This is a genomic window from Streptomyces sp. NPDC031497 (assembly GCF_055580905.1).
Genome location: NZ_JBVIKO010000035.1, coordinates 74,246 through 90,458 on the forward strand (window position 1 = coordinate 74,246; position 16,213 = coordinate 90,458).

14 protein-coding genes and 2 pseudogenes are annotated in these 16,213 nt (G+C 72.0%); 10 read left to right on the forward strand and 6 right to left on the reverse strand.

Features of this window, described 5'->3' with window-relative positions; all coding sequences use genetic code 11:
* Positions 1-34: 34 nt before the first annotated feature.
* Complete coding sequence (locus ACZ5K7_RS43255) at positions 35-832, reverse strand: DUF4190 domain-containing protein (RefSeq protein ID WP_468923049.1); 798 nt, start codon at positions 830-832, stop codon at positions 35-37.
* A gap of 95 nt (positions 833-927) precedes the next feature.
* On the opposite strand from ACZ5K7_RS43255, the gene ACZ5K7_RS43260 reads away from it, so the two are divergent.
* Positions 928-2,067: an adenosine deaminase gene (locus ACZ5K7_RS43260; RefSeq protein ID WP_468923084.1), complete on the forward strand. Its 1,140-nt coding sequence runs from the start codon at positions 928-930 to the stop codon at positions 2,065-2,067.
* 33 nt (positions 2,068-2,100) lie between these two features.
* Positions 2,101-2,796, forward strand: coding sequence for a glycerophosphodiester phosphodiesterase (locus ACZ5K7_RS43265; RefSeq protein ID WP_468923053.1), 696 nt, complete (start codon positions 2,101-2,103; stop codon positions 2,794-2,796).
* Here the strand turns inward: ACZ5K7_RS43265 and ACZ5K7_RS43270 are convergent.
* Entirely contained in the window at positions 2,778-4,460 is a 1,683-nt protein-coding gene (locus ACZ5K7_RS43270; RefSeq protein WP_468923056.1) for an RNA polymerase sigma factor, read from the reverse strand. The two genes, ACZ5K7_RS43265 and ACZ5K7_RS43270, sit on opposite strands and share 19 nt — an antisense overlap.
* 273 nt (positions 4,461-4,733) lie before the next feature.
* Here ACZ5K7_RS43270 and ACZ5K7_RS43275 point away from each other — a divergent pair, with 273 nt between their 5' ends.
* The 3 genes and pseudogenes from ACZ5K7_RS43275 to ACZ5K7_RS43285 all read left to right on the forward strand — a co-directional run bounded on the left by ACZ5K7_RS43275 (position 4,734) and on the right by ACZ5K7_RS43285 (position 7,324).
* Positions 4,734-5,897, forward strand: a complete 1,164-nt coding sequence (locus ACZ5K7_RS43275) for a serine hydrolase domain-containing protein (protein ID WP_468923059.1) — start codon at positions 4,734-4,736, stop codon at positions 5,895-5,897.
* Between the two features lie 154 nt (positions 5,898-6,051).
* Positions 6,052-6,495: pseudogene (locus ACZ5K7_RS43280) on the forward strand (LuxR C-terminal-related transcriptional regulator); the annotation flags it as partial.
* A gap of 121 nt (positions 6,496-6,616) precedes the next feature.
* Entirely contained in the window at positions 6,617-7,324 is a 708-nt protein-coding gene (locus ACZ5K7_RS43285; protein WP_468923087.1) for a LuxR C-terminal-related transcriptional regulator, read from the forward strand.
* On the opposite strand, the gene ACZ5K7_RS43290 is transcribed toward ACZ5K7_RS43285, so the two are convergent.
* From ACZ5K7_RS43290 to ACZ5K7_RS43300, 3 genes are all read right to left on the reverse strand, one after another.
* Positions 7,321-7,737 (reverse strand): nuclear transport factor 2 family protein, encoded by a 417-nt coding sequence (locus tag ACZ5K7_RS43290; RefSeq protein ID WP_351712047.1) that lies wholly within the window; start codon positions 7,735-7,737, stop codon positions 7,321-7,323. The genes ACZ5K7_RS43285 and ACZ5K7_RS43290 overlap by 4 nt on opposite strands.
* Before the next feature lie 96 nt (positions 7,738-7,833).
* Positions 7,834-8,535 (reverse strand): SDR family NAD(P)-dependent oxidoreductase, encoded by a 702-nt coding sequence (locus tag ACZ5K7_RS43295; RefSeq protein WP_351712049.1) that lies wholly within the window; start codon positions 8,533-8,535, stop codon positions 7,834-7,836.
* Between the two features lie 293 nt (positions 8,536-8,828).
* Positions 8,829-9,929 carry an MBL fold metallo-hydrolase gene (locus tag ACZ5K7_RS43300; RefSeq protein ID WP_351712051.1) on the reverse strand — a complete coding sequence of 367 codons (1,101 nt, stop codon included), beginning with the start codon at positions 9,927-9,929 and terminating at the stop codon, positions 8,829-8,831.
* A 268-nt stretch (positions 9,930-10,197) separates the two neighbouring features.
* Between ACZ5K7_RS43300 and ACZ5K7_RS43305 the strand changes: the two genes are divergently transcribed.
* The 5 genes and pseudogenes from ACZ5K7_RS43305 to ACZ5K7_RS43325 form a co-directional block, all read left to right on the forward strand.
* Positions 10,198-10,674 carry a MarR family winged helix-turn-helix transcriptional regulator gene (locus tag ACZ5K7_RS43305; RefSeq protein ID WP_351712053.1) on the forward strand — a complete coding sequence of 159 codons (477 nt, stop codon included), beginning with the start codon at positions 10,198-10,200 and terminating at the stop codon, positions 10,672-10,674.
* Positions 10,675-10,953: 279 nt separating this feature from the next.
* A complete protein-coding gene (locus tag ACZ5K7_RS43310; protein ID WP_468923066.1) occupies positions 10,954-12,657 on the forward strand; it encodes an NAD-dependent malic enzyme in 1,704 nt (567 codons plus the stop codon).
* A gap of 201 nt (positions 12,658-12,858) precedes the next feature.
* The gene (locus ACZ5K7_RS43315; RefSeq protein ID WP_351712057.1) at positions 12,859-13,785 is read left to right on the forward strand and encodes a LysR family transcriptional regulator; all 927 of its coding nucleotides are present in this window, start codon (positions 12,859-12,861) and stop codon (positions 13,783-13,785) included.
* A 95-nt stretch (positions 13,786-13,880) separates the two neighbouring features.
* A complete protein-coding gene (locus tag ACZ5K7_RS43320) occupies positions 13,881-14,756 on the forward strand; it encodes an SDR family NAD(P)-dependent oxidoreductase (RefSeq protein ID WP_468923070.1) in 876 nt (291 codons plus the stop codon).
* A gap of 40 nt (positions 14,757-14,796) precedes the next feature.
* Positions 14,797-15,048, forward strand: a pseudogene (locus tag ACZ5K7_RS43325) (phytanoyl-CoA dioxygenase family protein); the annotation flags it as partial.
* Positions 15,049-15,056: 8 nt separating this feature from the next.
* Here the strand turns inward: ACZ5K7_RS43325 and ACZ5K7_RS43330 are convergent.
* Positions 15,057-16,076: a Gfo/Idh/MocA family protein gene (locus ACZ5K7_RS43330; RefSeq protein WP_468923073.1), complete on the reverse strand. Its 1,020-nt coding sequence runs from the start codon at positions 16,074-16,076 to the stop codon at positions 15,057-15,059.
* Between the last annotated feature and the right edge of the window lie 137 nt (positions 16,077-16,213).

Below are 16,213 nucleotides of genomic sequence, written 5' to 3' on the forward strand. Positions count from 1 at the left end.
TCTACCCGCACCCGACCACGCGCCGCCGCCACCTTTACTGCGAGCTCGCCACCACAAGCAGCACGATGAACCCCGCGGCGAGAACAAGCCCCGCCGACCCGCAGATGATCCCCGCCAGCGCCTGCCCCCCGTTCGTGGCCTCCCCCCGGCCGACCCGGGCCCGCCCGATCGAGCCGAAGACGATGGCCAGCACCCCCATCACCAGCGCGGCCGGCCACGCACAGAACCCGACCACGCTGATGATCCCGGTGACGAGGCTCGCCGTGCCCAGCCCGTTGTTGGGCATCGGCTGCATACCGGGCCAGCCGCCGTACCCCCCGGGCCCGCCGGGGTACGGCGGAAACGGCTGCCCGGGGTAGCCGTACCCCGGACCGGGAGCCGGTGCGCCCGGGTAGCCGTAAGGAACCTGACCGGGCCCCTCCGGAGCCATCGGCGGCGGCGGTACCGCCGCACTCTGCGGATACGGCGGCGCGGGCGGGGCGTAGGCATTCGGCGGCGGGTAGGCGCTCGGCGCGGGCGGGGCGTAGGCGCTCGGCGCGGGCGGCGCGTAGGCATTCGGCGGCGGGTACGCGCTCGGCGCGGGCGGCGCACCCGGCGCCGCGAAGGGGTTCACCGGCGGAGCCGGAGCCGCGTCCGAGGGCGCCGCGAAGGGGTGCGCCCAGCCCTGGGGCGGCACCCCGTCCTCCGCCCCCGGCATCGCCGCGACCGTCCGCTGGTCGTGGAGCGAGGGCGGTACCGACGGCTCCGCCCCGGCCCCCTCCCTCTCCCCCTCCCTCTCCTCGGCCGTCTTGTCCAGCCGTATCTTCGGAGTCTTCGGCGCCTCGTCAGCCATCTCGCGATGTCCCCTCTCCCGCACGCGTGCCGCCGTCATGCTAAGGCCCGTCCACCTCGAATGCCGGTCCGGCCTACGATGGCCCCGAATCACCGATCAGCCGATCACCGCGCAAGGGGCCAGCTCAGGGCGTACCACCGCCGAAGGCGGCCCCGCGCCGTTCCGGGGAGGAACCCTTGTCCGACCGCCACACCGAACCCGCCCTCCGTGACGTGCACGCCTTCATCGCCGGGCTGCCCAAGGCCGAACTGCACGTCCACCACGTCGGCTCCGCCTCCCCCCGGATCGTGTCGGAACTGGCCGCCCGGCACCCCGACTCCAGGGTTCCCACCGACCCCGAGGCCCTGGCCGACTACTTCACGTTCACGGACTTCGCCCACTTCATCGAGGTCTATCTCTCGGTCGTCGACCTGATCCGCACGCCCGAGGACGTCCGGCTGCTCACCTACGAGGTGGCCCGCGAGCTGGCCCGCCAGCAGGTGCGTTATGCCGAGCTGACCATCACCCCCTTCTCCTCCACCCGGCGCGGGATCGACGCACGGGCGTTCATGGACGCGATCGAGGACGCGCGGAAGGCGGCGGAGGCCGAGTTCGGGACGGTGCTGCGCTGGTGCTTCGACATTCCCGGCGAGGCGGGCCTGGAGGCCGCCGAGGAGACGGTGCGGCTCGCGACCGACGACCGGCTCCGCCCGGAGGGCCTGGTCTCCTTCGGCCTCGGCGGCCCCGAGATCGGCGTGCCCCGGCCGCAGTTCAAGCCGTACTTCGACCGGGCCGTCGCGGCCGGCCTGCACTCCGTCCCGCACGCCGGTGAGACCACGGGACCCGGCACGGTCTGGGACGCCCTCGTGGAACTGCACGCCGAGCGCATCGGCCACGGCACCAGCTCCGCGCAGGACCCGAAGCTCCTCGCCCACCTCGCCGAGCGGCGCATCGCCCTGGAGGTGTGCCCGACCTCCAACATCGCCACGCGCGCGGTCCGCACCCTCGAAGAGCACCCGATCAGGGACTTCGTGGACGCGGGCGTGCTGGTCACGGTCAACTCGGACGACCCGCCGATGTTCGGCACCGACCTGAACAACGAGTACGCGGTCGCCGCCCGCCTCCTCGGCCTCGACGAACGCGGCGTCGCCGACCTCGCCAAGAACGCGGTGGAGGCGTCCTTCCTGGACCAGGCGGGCAAGGCGAGGATCTCGGCCGAGATCGACGTGTACACGAAGGCATGGCTCGCCCCCTGAAAATCCCCTGCGGAGCCCTGAGAACATGGGCTCATGCAGACCGTGACCGCCGTGGCCCACCGCGGCGACCCCTACCGCTTCCGCGAGAACACGCCGGACTCCCTGCGTTCCGCGCTCCAACAGGGCGCGGACGCGGTGGAGATCGACGTACGGCTGACGCGTGACGGCGTCCCCGTCCTCCTGCACGACGAGACCCTGAACCGGCTCTGGGAAGTCGACCGCCCGCTGAGCGCGCTGTCGGCGGACGAGGTGCGCGGCCTCACGGCGGGCGGCGTGCCGACACTCGCCGAGGCGCTGACGGCGGCGGAGGGCAGCCGGGTGATGATCGACCTGCCCGGCGGCCCGAGCGAGCGGGCGGTGGCCAGGATCGTGGCCGTGGCCCGGGAGTGCGGTGCGACGGAGCGCGTCTACTACACGGGAGACGCGGCGGCGATGCTGGCGGTACGGGCGGCGGACGCGGCGGCGGAGATCGCCCTGACCCGCAAGACCCTGGCGCCCGCGCGCCCGGCGCTCCTGGACGTGATCCGCCCCCGCTACCTCAACTACCGCTTCACCCTGCTCGACCACGCCCTGACCGAGCACGTCCACCGCAGCGGCTACCTGGTCTCGTGCTGGACCCCGGACACCCGCCGCTCGCTGCGCCGCCTGCTGGCCATGGGCGTCGACTCGATCACCACGAACCGGGTGGACGTGCTCGACTCGCTCCGGCGCTACACGACCGACCGCTGAGCGACCGTCGCCGGATCGCCCGGCGTCCCCCGTGTCACGTACTGCGGAACCGGCGCCGAGTCCTTCCCGTCGTCCCGGACCAGCCCGTACCGGATGGCCCCGTCCGGCGGCCCGTACAGCACGTCCTTCTCCACCGCGTCCCAGGTCGAAGGGAAGACGCTCACCCCGTAGTCAGCCCCCCGCTCGTTCACCGTGAACGTGACGCTCCCGTCGACGTAGAAGTACTCGTTCTGCCACATCTGCTGGGTGCCGGCCGGCAGGACGGCGTAGCCGGTGGCCGAGCTGCCCATGCCGGTGGCGGAGGCGTCGGTGCTGCTGACGCGGTCGTCCATCCGGCGGCCGCCGCCCGACGCCACGTGGAACAGCCTGCCCTTCAGGCCGGTCCAGCTGGGCATGACGAGGCTGCCGGCCCGGGACAGCGGGGCGATCTGCCAGCGGACGAGGACATAGCCCCGCCCGGTGAGGGTCACGTTGTCCCCGCGGTGGTTCAGGACGGCGTGCGCCCCGCCCGTGCTGGTGATCCCCGTCTCCGGCCGGTGCGGCAGCGTGCCGGGGCGGGTGTCCGGGTCCGGTGCCCTGTCGACCGCGTCGACGACCGAGCCGTACGGGGCGGCGCTCGCCGACGGGGACGGTGACGGCGAGGCGGAGGGCAAGGCCGACGGGGACGGCGGGGCGGTGGCCGAAGGGCTCGGTGCCGGTGCGCCGGTGACCGCCGCCGTGGGCGCGGTGGCCGTGTGCGGTGCCGGACGGTCCGGGGTCTGTACGACGACGTACGCGCCGCCCGCCACGATGGTCGCCCCCGCCGTGACCGCCACCGCGGGCTTGGTCAGCGCGCCCAGCACCTTCGCCGACCAGCCGACGGAGGTCACCGCGGCCGCGGTCTTGCCGCCGAGCGCCAACGACAGCGTGAACCCCACCGGCACCGGTACCAGCGCGATCCCGACCAGCAGCCGTTCCGCCGGTACGACGGAGTCGCGGGGGTCGCCGCAGTAGCCACAGCCCCGGATGTGCCGGGCCAGCCGCTTGCGCCAGACGGAGTCGGGGTGCCCGTCCCAGCGGGCGGTCAGCTCGCGCAGTTCGGGGCAGGCGCCGTCCAGCGCGCGCACGATGCCCCGCGAGATCTCCAGCCGTTCCTTCATCCGCTGCACGCGGACGGCGGCGTGCTGCCTGCTGATGCCTACGGCCGCCGCCAGCTCGCGCCGGGTGAGTTCGCCGGAGACCTCCAGCCACCACAGGGACACCAGCTGCCGGTCCTCGGCGTCCAGCCAGCGCACCGCCTCCGCGACCTCCCGCCGCTGGCCCTCCAACTGGAGGCGCAGCACGGTGAGTTCGGCGAAGTCGGCGGTGCCGTCCGGGACGCCCTCGTCCAGTTTCCGCTCCTGCCTGCGGCGCGCCCGGTCGCGTATCTGCCGCATGGCGATGGCCACCAGCCAGGACCGGAAGCTGTCCGGGTCGCGGAGGCTGCCGAGGTGGTCGACGGCGCGCAGCATGGTCTCCTGGACGACGTCGTCGACGTCGGTGTGGCCGTTGAGGGCGCGGCCGACCACGTTGTAGACCAAGGGCAGCCAGCCCTCGACCAGTTCGTCCAGCGCCCGCCGGTCGCCCGCCTGCGCGGCCGCGATGGTGGCGCGCCACTGCCGCGACACGTGCACGTCCGTCCTCATGACCGCACCTTCTCAGCCGGGGCGGTGAGCTTGGCAATGTCGGGGATCACAGTGTGGAGACGGAGGACGGATTCCGGGATAACACTTTTTTCAGCCCGGCCTCCCTACCGCCCGCACCCCTACGGGCCATCCCCAGCAACTCCCTTATTGTCGAAGCCAGTTGATGAGGGGCGACTCAGGGGCGTACGCCCTCCTCGGCGACGATCCGCCGACCGCCGTGCTCCCCGCAGGATGACCAGGTCCCTGCACCCGTCGCCTCCCTGGAGCCCACACATGCGTGTCCGCAACCGGAGCACCGTCCTCGCCGCCTCCCTCGTCCTGGCCCTCACGGCCGGACCGCTGGTGGCGCCCGCCCTCGCCGCAGCCGCACCCGCCGTCACCGCGCCCACCACCGCCGGCCCGGACGGCGAGGCCCTGCGTGCCGCGATCGCCGGGCTGCCCGACGCGGACGCCACCGCCGCGCTCGTCCGGGTGGGCGGCACCGACGGCGCCTGGCGCGGCAGCGCGGGCGTGCACGACCTGACCGGCGGCGGCGCGGCGGACCCGGACGGCCGCTTCCGGGCCGGTTCCACGACGAAGGTGGTGACGGCGGCGGCCGTACTGAAACTGGCCGCACAAGGGCGGATCGACCTCGACCGCCCCGTCCAGCGCTACCTCCCCGGCCTCTTCACCCGCGCCTTCCGGCCCATCACCGTCCGGCAGTTGCTGAACCACACCAGCGGAATCCAGGCGGCCGACGGCTGGGGCGACTCCTTCGAGGCGCAGTACGCGCACCGCTTCGACACCCTCACCCCGGAGCAGGTGGTGCGGTCGGCGGTGGCGAAGGGGCCGGAGTTCCGCCCGGGCCGGAAGCAGGACTACCTCAACATCAACTACACCGTGCTCGGGCTGCTGATCGAGAAGGTGACCGGGCGGTCGTACGCCTCCGTCGCCACCCGGCTGGTGCTCCGCCCCGCCGGGATGCGGGACACCTACTTCCCCGGCACCGACCCGCGCATCCTCGGCCCGCACAACCACGGCTACCAGAAGGTGACTCGGGCCGACGGGACGACGTCGTTCGTGGACGTCACCGACTGGAACCAGGCGGACCGGTTCGCGGCCGGCGACATGATCTCCACGACCGCCGACCTGGAACGGTTGCTGACCTCCCTCTTCCGCGGGCGGATCGTGCCGCCGGGACCGTGGCTGGAGGAGATGTTCACCGTCCCGGCGCACATCGAAGGCGCCACCTACAGCGCCGGGTTGCAGCGCTTCGAGTACGACGGCCGGGTGTACTGGCTCAAGTCGGGCTCCCGGTACGGCTACAGCGCGGTGCTCGCCGGGACCCGGGACCTGAGCCGGACCCTCGTCTACTCGGTCGGCTCGACCGACGCCAAGGGCGAGGAGATGAACCCGGTGGCACAGCGGATCGCGCTGGCCGCGCTCAAGCAGGGCTGACGGCACGGGCCTCGCACTCGGCCGCGGTCGGTCTCGTTCGGTCCTGTTCGCGGCTTCCGTCATCGACGCCACCTGACCTTCCGCATCCGCGGGCTGTGTCTGGCGGCCCTGGAGGACCGGGCCCGACGGCTGGAGATCGAGCAGGAACAGCAGGTGCGGCCGTACCCGCGTACTCATCGTGACCACCTTCGACCTCGAGGAGTACGCGTACGACGGACTGCGCGCCGGGGCCGGCGGGTTCCTGCTCAAGGACGCCCGCCTCGAGGAACTCGTCGCGGGCATCCGGGCGGTGGCGAGCGGGGACGCCGTGGTGGCCCCCTCGCTGACCCGTCGGCTGCTGGACGCCTACGCCCACCGGGTGCTGGCGCCCACCGCCGCCGTCACGGACCCCCGGCTGAGGTCGCTCACCGACCGCGAGCACGAGGTGCTGGTCGCCATCGGCGAGGGCTGGAACAACACCGAGATCGCCGAGCGCCTCGTCCTCACCGAGTCCACGGCCAAGAAACACGTCGGCCGGGTCCTCGCCAAGATCGGGGCGCGCGACCGGATCCAGGCCGTGATCACGGCGTACGACACGGGGCTGGTCCACGCCAAATGAGCACGGCGGGGAGGGCGGGGCCGGGAGAGCGGACCCCCTCTCCCGGGGCGGCGGATCCAGGCGTAGCATGTGAACGAAACAGTTTCGTTCACGGAACGGACCTCGCATGGAGAAGACAGGCATGGTCTCCGTACTCGTCGTCAACGACCAATCCCTCCAGCGCCTCGCCCTGCGCATGCTGCTCACCGCGGAGCCGGGCCTGACGGTCGCCGGGGAGGCGACGGACGGGGACGGGGCGATCCGTGCGAGCGCCGCGCTCCGCCCCGACGTCGTCCTCATGGACAGCCGGATGTCCGGGGCGGCCGCCATCGAGACCATCCGGCGCCTCACCCACCCCGCCCTCCGGACGACCCGCGCCCCCGGATTCCCCGCCGCGGCCGAGGACGTCCACGCTCCCCGGGTCCTGATGCTGACCGCGGCCGGGCAGGAGGCGGAGGCCTGGGCCGCCCTGCGCGCCGGCGCCGGCGGCTTCCTGCTCGACGACGCCGACCCGGCCGAACTGACCGCGGCCATCCGGGTGGTGGCCGCCGGGGACGCCGTCATCACGCCCGGCCTGACCCGCGCGCTCATCGACGCCGTCCGCGAGCAGCACACCGTCCGCCCCCTCCCCCGCACCGCCGGGCTCGGCGCCCTCACCGAGCGCGAGCGCGATGTCCTGGTCGCCGTGGCCTCCGGCTGGTCCAACGCCGAGATCGCACAGTGGCTGTCCATCGCCCCGACCACCGTGAAGACGCACGTCAGCAACGTCCTCGCGAAGATCGGCGCCCGCGCCCGCGTACAGGCGGTGGCCTTCGCCTACGAGACCGGACTGATCCGGCCGGCGGCCTAGAAGCTCTCGCCGCCCAGAGCCTTGATGAACGCGAGCGGGTTCCAGTACTCGCGGTACTTGACGATCTTGCCGTCCTTGAACGTCACGAACGTCGCGTAACTCATGTCGTACGGGTTCCCGTTGGCCAGGACCCGGCCGGTGACGGTCCAGTCGGCGATGGCCGTGTCGGGGTCGTCGGTCCCGCGGACGGTCGCCGACGTGATCTGCTGCACGTCGATGAGGTCGGGGTAGCCGCGCAGGTACTCGTAGACGGCGGTCCGGCCCTCCAGCCGGGTGGGGCTGCCCTCCGGGGCGAAGGGGAACTCGACGACGACGTTCTCGTCGCACTGGTCCGCCCAGGCCTTCATGTCCTTGGAGAGGAAGATGTCGAGGCTGCGCTGCACCAGGTCGGCGGCGGAGAGGTTCTCGCTCATGGTTCGTTTCCCATCGTGATATGGAGTGGGCCACTCATTAATGTGGCTAGCCACATAATTACTTGGCTAGCCACATAAGTCAAGGGGTTCCGCGCTTCACGTGAAGAGGCCGCCGCCGTCCACGTTCAGGATCTGTCCGGTCAGCGCCTCGCCCTCGGGGCTCGCCAGGAAGCCGACCGTCGCCGACACGTCCTCGGGCGTCAGCGCGCGGGGCAGCGCCTGCCCGGCCTGCGAGGCCTCGAAGGCGGCGTCCGGCTGGTACGCCGTGGACGCGGTCCGGGTCAGGCCGGGCGCCACTCCGGTCACCGCGATCCCGTGCTGCCCGAGCGCGGCGGCGAGCGACCGGGTGACGGCGATCAGCGTGCCCTTGCTGGCCACGTACGCCAGCAGGTCCGGGCTCGGCGGCTTCCAGAAGGTGTCGGAGACGATGTGCACGATCCTGCCGAAGCCGCGCTGCCGCATCCCGGGCACGAACGCCTGGGCCAGCAGCAGCGCGGACTCGACGTTGACCGCCTGGACCCGGCGCCAACGGTCCAGGTCCACGGTCTCCACGTCCATCAGGTCGGTGGCGGCGGCCGCGTGCACCAGCACGTCGCACCGCCCGTTCTCGGCCAGGACACGGCGCGCGGCCGCGCGTACGTCCTCGGCGTCGGCCAGGTCGCAGACGATGTCGCCGGCACGGTCCAGGACCCGTACCACATGGCCGCGTGCGGCCAGCTCGCGGACGATGGCGCCGCCGATGGCCCCGGCCCCGCCCACGACGACGGCGACCTTGGGCGCGGTGGATTCCTCAGGCATCAGGTGCTCCTTCTCGTGATGGTGTCTCGCAGTGCTGTCTCGCAGTGCTGTCTCGTGGCGCTGTCTCGTGGCGCTTTCTCGCGTCGATGTGTCGCGTCGATGTGTCGCGGTGGCATGCCAGGGCGATGCCCTGGCGGTGGCGGTCCGCCGGGGCGCCGCCCTGGCCGCCGCCCTCCGCGCATGAGTCGGTGCGGTACGTCGACGGCTGCCCCTGCCCCCTACGTACCGCACCGACCGTCTTGTGTTGGTTCTATTTGCTCGCGTAAGCAATCAACTGCTGCCGCGAAAACCGGTCAGGGGTGGATGGCGCTGCCCAGACCGAGGTCCAGCCGCAGGGACTCCACCAGCGAGAAGGCGCTGCTCTCGGTGAAGACGTCGGCGGCCGCGAGCGTCCCGGTGTACTTGGCAGCGACCGGGGCCGCCGCCTGCCGGCAGACCTCGTCGAGCCAGGTCTTCACGACGGCCCAGATGTTGTTCCCGTACTTCGCCGCGTAGACCCCGTAGTCCACGGTCCCGAGCGCCTGCTTGAGCGACGCGGTCAGGTCCTCGAGGTACTGCTGGTGCACCGTGACGTCGGCGCGCTTGCCGAGCCGTCCCATGTGACCGGCGATGTGGTACTTCCACGGGTACGAGAGCGCCTTGGCCGGGGCGGCGAGGTAACCCTGGATGTCCTCGCTGAAGTTGAGCGCGCCGAACGGGGCCCAGCCCGGAATGTTGATGTCGACCAGCATCAGGGCGTCGTGGTGCGGGAACCGGATGTAGATGTTGTCCGGCGAGTGGTTGCTGCCGTGGTGCGCGAGTTCCACCCGCTCGCCGCCGACGTGCAGGGTGTAGCGGTCGGCGAACGTTATCTCGGGCGCGGGCTTGTTCGGGTCGTTGTCGCGCCGCAGCAGCCTGCGGTTCTCCTCGTGCCCGATCCGGACCACGTGACGGCCGAAGAGCCCGGACGCGCCGACGTGGTCGGAGTGGTGGTGCGAGTGGACGATGTGGGTGACCTTGTTGCTGGTGCCGTTGGCGGCGGCGATCTCGTCGACGGCACGCTGGAGGTTGTGGCCGATGGTGGGCGGCGCGTCGAAGAGGACCACGCCGTCGCGGGTGGTGAGGAAGGCGGCCTGGTAGTCGCCGTCGGTCACCCAGTAGAGGTTGTCCTTCACCCGGCCGACGTAGTAGCCCTGGCTGTTCACCGCCGGGCCGAGGGATCCCGCGGGCACCGGCGCGTAGTCCGGCAGACCGGCGCCGGAGGATCCGGCGGCCGGGGTACGGGGGGTGGCCGCCGAGGCAGCCGTCGCGGTGCCCCCGGCGACCAGGGCCGCGGCCGCCGGCACGGCGGTTGCCGCGGCGACCTTGGCGAGGAACGAACGGCGGTCGGTTCCGGATTCGGAGCTGGATGACATGACGATTCCCTTCGGAACGGTTCCAGGAAGGGCCAGGGGACGATCCGCCCCTGCGGCTCCCGCCCGGCGCAACGGGCTCACCGTAGCGCCCATTAGCTTGCGCACGCAAGCAACTTGTCCTCGCTCCGACGTACCGCCGGATGCCTGACCTCCCTCGGGGACCGCAGCGGAACCAGCCGTCAACATCCGCTGCGACTAAGGTATTCCCAGCCCCGGAAGCAGCAGAGAGCAACGACTTCCCGCCCCCTATCGCCAGACGAGGAGCGCCATGCCAGCCGCAAAGCCCGACCCGGTGATGCCTCGGCCCAGCCTCGTCGAACGCGCACCGGTCAGCTTCGGGCTCTTCGCACTCTCCCGCGAGCTGCACGGCTACGGCGCCGAACTCCTCCTGAAGCTCGGCCTGCACCCCGGCCAGGAACTGATCCTCATGCGCCTCTTCGACCGGGACGGCCAGACCCAGGCCGAGTTGCAGCAGGCGGTCGGGCTCGACCACTCCACGGTCTCGCGGTCGATCCGCCGCATGGAGGACGCGGGCCTGGTCGCCCGGGCCCGCGCCGAGCACGACCGCCGGGCCTTCGTCGTCTCACTCACCGAAGGCGGAGAGGCGCTCCGCGAGCCGCTCGCCGACCTCTGGACCGCCCTCGACCGGCTCGCCACCGACACCCTGCGCCGGCTGAAGGGCGCCGACTTCCTCAGCACGGTCGCCGAGCTGGAGCGCGCCTACGCCACCGCCCGCCGCGGCTGACCCACCCCCCCCCGGCCCCCACCCCACCACCGCGTTACCGCCCCGCCCCGTCGTACGCCGAGGTGACGCGGCATGCATGCACCAGGCTCATGGACCGCACCTGTTCTAGGCATTGGACGCATACATATCCGGCTGCCAGGCTTTCAGGAGTGAGCACGTTCCCCGGAGACACGAGGCGCTTCGTGGCTCCCCGACGCACCTCCGAAGTGTCTCGAAGCGACCCGGACGCGCTCTGGCAGCACTCTGGAAACGACGTGGAAAACGGACAAGGAGCCGATCATGGGGACCCAGTGGAACGCCGACGAGGGGCACATGGAGACGACCGCCCGCGGCCGTGCCGTGCTCTCCCAGCCTCGCCTCAACCGGGGCACCGCCTTCACCCGGGAGGAACGGCGGTCACTGGGCCTGGTGGGCCTGGTCCCGTCCGCGGTGCTGACCCTGGAGCAGCAGGCCGAGCGGGCGTACCAGCAGTACGCGGCCCAGCCCACCGATCTGGCCAAGAACGTCAACCTCACCGCGCTCCACGACCGCAACCAGGTGCTCTTCTACCGGCTGCTCGGCGACCACCTCGACGAGATGCTGCCCATCGTCTACACCCCGACCGTCGGCCGGGCGATCCAGCGCTACAGCAACGAGTACCGGCGCCCGGCCGGCGTGTACCTGTCGGTGGACGCTCCGGAGGAGATCGAGGGCGCGCTCATGGCCACCGGCCTGGGCCCGGACGACGTCGACCTGATCGTGGCCACGGACGGCGAGGCGATCCTCGGCATCGGCGACTGGGGCGTGGGCGGCATCGACATCTCGGTGGGCAAGCTGGCCGTCTACACCGCCGCCGCCGGCATCGACCCGAACCGCACCCTGGCGGTCATGCTGGACGTCGGCACCAACCGCCAGGAACTCCTGGACAGCCCGCTCTACCTGGGCAACCGGCACCCGCGGGTGGACCGGGAGACGTACGACGCCTTCATCGACGCCTATGTCCTCACCGCCCGCCGGCTCTTCCCGGACGCCCTGCTGCACTGGGAGGACTTCGGCGCCGCCAACGCCCGCCGGATCCTTGAGCGTTACCGCCCGAACGAGTTCACCTTCAACGACGACGTCCAGGGCACCGGCGCCGTCAACCTCGCCGCCGTGCTCTCCGGGGTGAAGGCCAGCGGGATCGCGCTGCGCGACCACCGTGCGGTGATCTTCGGCGCGGGCACCGCCGGCATCGGCATCGCCGACCAGCTACGCGACGCCATGGTCGCCGACGGACTGACCGTCGAGGAGGCCACCGCCCGCATCTTCGGCGTGGACCGCTACGGCCTGCTCACCGAGGACCAGGAGGGGCTGCGCGACTTCCAGGTCCGCTACGCCCGCCCCGCCGCCGAGGTCGCCGACTGGCACCGGGACGAGAAGGTCGGGGGCATCCCGCTGGCCGAGGTCGTCGAGCGGGTACGGCCGACGGTCCTGATCGGCACCTCCGGCCAGGGCGGCTCCTTCACCGAGGACATCATCCGTACGATGGCCGCCCACACCGACCGTCCGATCATCCTGCCGATGTCCAACCCGACGGACCTGGCCGAGGCAGTCCCCGCCGACGTGCTGGCCTGGACGGACGGCCGCGCCCTGATCGCCACCGGCAGCCCGTTCCGCCCGGTCGAGCAGGACGGGGTCCGGTACGAGATCGGGCAGGCCAACAACGCGCTGATCTTCCCGGGCCTCGGTCTCGGCGCGATCGTCGCCCGCGCCACCCGCGTCACCGACGGCATGCTGGCCGCCTCCGCGCACGCCGTCGCCGGCCGGACCGACGCCACCGGCCCCGGCGCGCCGATCCTGCCCCTCACCGACCAGCTGCGCGAGACGTCGGTGGCCGTGGCGGTCGCGGTGGCCCGCGCCGCCGCCGCCGACGGGGTGGCCCGCGCGACGGTGGACGACTCCATCGAGGACCGGGTGAAAGCGGCGATATGGCAGCCGGTGTACCCGCCGATCAAGGCCGTCTGAGCCGGCGAGGCGGCGGCACACCGGGGCGGTGGAGAACGGGGACGGCCAGAACATCGGGGCGGCCGGAACATCGGGACGGCCGGGACATCGGGACAGCCGGGGCACCGGGGAAGCCCGGAGTCCGCGCGGTGGGCGTGGGGTTCCCGGTCATGCCGTCAGGACCTGAATACGTCCCGTCCGATGTGGCGGGAGAATAGGACCATGGATCTCCAGGTACTCCGCTCCTTCCAGGCCGTCGCCGAAGGCGTGACCGTCACCGAGGCCGCGGCCGCCGCGCACATCACCCAGCCCGCCCTCTCCCGGGCTCTGAACCGGCTGGAGAGCGAGATCGGCGCGGAGCTCTTCCAGCGGGTCGGACGGGTCCTGCAACTCACCCCGGCCGGGCGGGTGTTCAAGGAGTACGTCGACACCGTGCTGGACAGCTACGACCGGGGGCGGCGGGCTGTGGCCGAGGTCGTCGACCCCGACAGGGGCGTGGTCTCGCTGGCCTTTCTGCACACCCTGGGCACCTGGCTCGTACCCAGGCTGGTCACCGGTTTCCGGCAGCGCTTCGCCGCCGTACGGTTCGAACTGCACCAGGCCGACGAGAACGGTCTCACCCAGCACCTCCTGGACGCCACCGCGGACCTGATCATCACCGGCAAGGACCCCGGCCACCCGCTGATCACCTGGCGGCTGCTCCTGGTCGAGCCCCTCTGGCTGGCCGTCCCCGCCCGCCACCGGCTCGCGCAGCGCCGGCGGGTGCGGCTGGCCGAGGTGGCCGACGAGCAGTTCATCGTGCTCAAGCCCGGCTACGGCCTGCGCAGCGTCACCGAGACCCTGTGCCGCCAGGCCGGGTTCAGCCCCCTCGTCGGCTTCGAGGGCGAGGAGGTGGAGACCTTGCGCGGGCTGGTCGCGTCCGGTCTGGGCGTCTCCCTGATCCCGGCCGCACCGGACGCCACCGCGGCTACGGAGGCGAACCCGGACCTCCCCGTCCGCTACCTCAGGCTCACCGACGTGCGGGCCGCCCGGGACATCGGCGTCGCCTGCCTTGCCTCCCGCACCCTGCCCCCGGCCGCCCGGCGCTTCATCGACCACGCCCTGAACACGACCGCCGGAACGGGAGAGGCGCCTCTGGTCCACCCCTGAGCCACCCTGAGCACCGCACCACCGCTCCGACGCACCACCGCGGGATTTAACGCAACGCGGTTGCACTAATAACGCAACCGTGTTGTGCTGTCGGTATGACTACCCACACCTGGTTCATCACCGGCTCCTCCCGCGGCTTCGGCCGTGACCTCGCGATCGCCGCCCTGGAGGCCGGCGACAACGTCGTCGCCACCGCCCGCAGGCCCGAGCAGTTGGAAGACCTCGTCGAGAAGTACGGCGACCGTGTCCTGCCCGTCGCGCTCGACGTCACCGACCGGCCCGCCGCCGTGGCCGGCCTCCGGGCGGCGGTCGGACGCTTCGGCCGGGTCGACGTCGTGGTCAACAACGCCGGATACGCCAACCTCGCCGCCGTGGAGACGACCCCCGAGGACGACTTCCGCCGCCAGTTCGACACGAACTTCTGGGGCGTCTACAACGTCTCCACCGCCGCGCTCCCGATCCTCAGGGCCCAGGGCGGCGGCACCCTCGTGCAGTTCTCCTCCGTCGGCGGCCGCGTCGGCGGCACCCCCGGCCTCGGCTCCTACCAGGCCGCCAAGTTCGCCGTGGACGGCTTCACCCGGGTTCTCGCCGCCGAGGCCGCGCCCTTCGGCGTCCGCTGCCTGGTCGTGGAACCCAGCGGCTTCGCCACCGACTGGGCCGGCCCCTCGATGCGGATCCCCGAGGTCGCCCCGGAGTACGACTCCACCGTGGGGGAGATGGTGCGCCTGTTCGGCGGCACCGTGTCCGCCGCCGGCGACCCCAGGCGCGCCGGCGAGATCCTGGTCCGGGTCGTCAAGGCGCCGAACCCGCCCACGCACCTGCTCCTCGGTGTCAATGCGGTCGAGATGGCGCAGAACTACTCGCGCGGCCAACTGGAAGAGGCCGCCGCCTGGGAGCAGGTGAGCCGCTCGGCCGACTTCGACCAGGACTACCCGACCGAACTCCCCGACGGGGCCCGGCCGATGAACTAGTCCACGAACGGGCCCGGCCGGAGTGCTCGGGCCCGGCCCTTCCCTTGAGTACGAGCCGGGCCACCTCGCCGGGCGATTGCCGCGGTTCGTCGAGTACTTCGACGCGCACCACGTCCAGCTCCCCCTGGACAAGGGCGACGCCGTCTTCTTCCACCCCGCGCTCTTCCACGCCGCCGAACACAACGGGTCCACCGACATCCGCCGTACGGCCAAGCTGCCACAGATCTCCTCCGCCTGCGGCCGCGCGATGGAGACGGTGGACCGCTCGACCCGCGTACGGTGCGTCCCGCCGTGTCACGGCTACCGGTACAGGGCCGGGCGTTCCACCAGCTCGACCTCCACGCGCCGCCCCTCCCGCTGGGACAGCACACCCGCCTCGCACACCGCCGCGGCGGCGTAACCGTCCCAGACGCCGGGTCCGGTGACCTCCCCGCGACGGGTGGCGTCGACCCAGGCCTGGACCTCGCGGTCGTAGGCATCCTGGAAACGCTCGATGTAGTCCGGCGTGACACGTCCGCCCCAGCGGCCGTCGGTGCTGACCCGCGGCCCGTGCTCGTCGCCGATGCGTACGGTGCCGTGTTCGCACACCGCCTCGGCGTGCACCTCGTAGCCGTAGCCGCAGTGCCCGAAGATCTCGACGTCGACGAGCGCGCCCGACCCGGTTTCGAAGAGGACGAACTGGGGGTCGCTCATACCGGCGGGCGCCTGTGCCGACGGCGCCGGTTTGTGCACGGTGACCGCTGTGATCTCCTGGCCGAGGAGCCAGCGTGTCACGTCCATCTCGTGCACGACCGAGTCGTTGATGAGCATCTCCTCGGTGAACCAGGTGGGCATGGCCGGGTTGCGGTGCCGTTGGTGCAGCATCAGCGTCCTGCCCAACTTGCCTTCGTCGAGAAGCCCCTTGAGCTTCAGGTACTCGGCGTCGTACCGGCGCATGAAGCCCACCTGCACGCGCCGGTGCCCGAGCCTCTGTTCGGCCTCCAGGACGCGCAGGGCGGAGGCCGCGTCAGGGGTGAGCGGCTTCTCGCACAGCACCGGCAGGTCCCGGCGCAGGGCTTCGAGCAGAGCCGCCTCGTGGGCGGGCCCCGGTGAGGCGATGAGGACGGCGTCCACGTCCTGCGCCGCCATGGCGACCGCGGGTTCGGTGTACGCCGTGCAGCCTTCGGTCGCGTCGGCCAGCGACTTGGCCCGTTCCGCGTCGATGTCGACGACGGCTGTCACGCGCGCCCCGCTGATGACGTGTCGGAGTCTGCGCACATGGTCCGCGCCCATCGTGCCGGTGCCGACGACGGCAACGCGCAGCTCTCGCTGAGATGACATGTTCCGGTGTCTCCCGTGGTCGTGGTCAGTCGGTGCGGGGTTCGCCGACCCGAAGTGCGTCCGCTGCGGGGAGTTCCTCGACGGCCACGCCCCGGACCTGGGACAGTTCGTGCTTGAGGGCGGCGAGTTCGGTGCCG

What these genes read in the sequence shown, in the direction of transcription:
- ACZ5K7_RS43255 (WP_468923049.1), bottom strand. Translation starts at nt 832, where the DNA reads ATGGCTGACGAGGCGCCGAAGACTCCGAAGATACGGCTGGACAAGACG.
- ACZ5K7_RS43265 (WP_468923053.1), top strand. Translation starts at nt 2,101, where the DNA reads ATGCAGACCGTGACCGCCGTGGCCCACCGCGGCGACCCCTACCGCTTC.
- ACZ5K7_RS43270 (WP_468923056.1), bottom strand. Translation starts at nt 4,460, where the DNA reads ATGAGGACGGACGTGCACGTGTCGCGGCAGTGGCGCGCCACCATCGCG.
- ACZ5K7_RS43275 (WP_468923059.1), top strand. Translation starts at nt 4,734, where the DNA reads ATGCGTGTCCGCAACCGGAGCACCGTCCTCGCCGCCTCCCTCGTCCTG.
- ACZ5K7_RS43285 (WP_468923087.1), top strand. Translation starts at nt 6,617, where the DNA reads ATGGTCTCCGTACTCGTCGTCAACGACCAATCCCTCCAGCGCCTCGCC.
- ACZ5K7_RS43290 (WP_351712047.1), bottom strand. Translation starts at nt 7,737, where the DNA reads ATGAGCGAGAACCTCTCCGCCGCCGACCTGGTGCAGCGCAGCCTCGAC.
- ACZ5K7_RS43295 (WP_351712049.1), bottom strand. Translation starts at nt 8,535, where the DNA reads ATGCCTGAGGAATCCACCGCGCCCAAGGTCGCCGTCGTCGTGGGCGGG.
- ACZ5K7_RS43300 (WP_351712051.1), bottom strand. Translation starts at nt 9,929, where the DNA reads ATGTCATCCAGCTCCGAATCCGGAACCGACCGCCGTTCGTTCCTCGCC.
- ACZ5K7_RS43305 (WP_351712053.1), top strand. Translation starts at nt 10,198, where the DNA reads ATGCCAGCCGCAAAGCCCGACCCGGTGATGCCTCGGCCCAGCCTCGTC.
- ACZ5K7_RS43310 (WP_468923066.1), top strand. Translation starts at nt 10,954, where the DNA reads ATGGGGACCCAGTGGAACGCCGACGAGGGGCACATGGAGACGACCGCC.
- ACZ5K7_RS43315 (WP_351712057.1), top strand. Translation starts at nt 12,859, where the DNA reads ATGGATCTCCAGGTACTCCGCTCCTTCCAGGCCGTCGCCGAAGGCGTG.
- ACZ5K7_RS43320 (WP_468923070.1), top strand. Translation starts at nt 13,881, where the DNA reads ATGACTACCCACACCTGGTTCATCACCGGCTCCTCCCGCGGCTTCGGC.
- ACZ5K7_RS43330 (WP_468923073.1), bottom strand. Translation starts at nt 16,076, where the DNA reads ATGTCATCTCAGCGAGAGCTGCGCGTTGCCGTCGTCGGCACCGGCACG.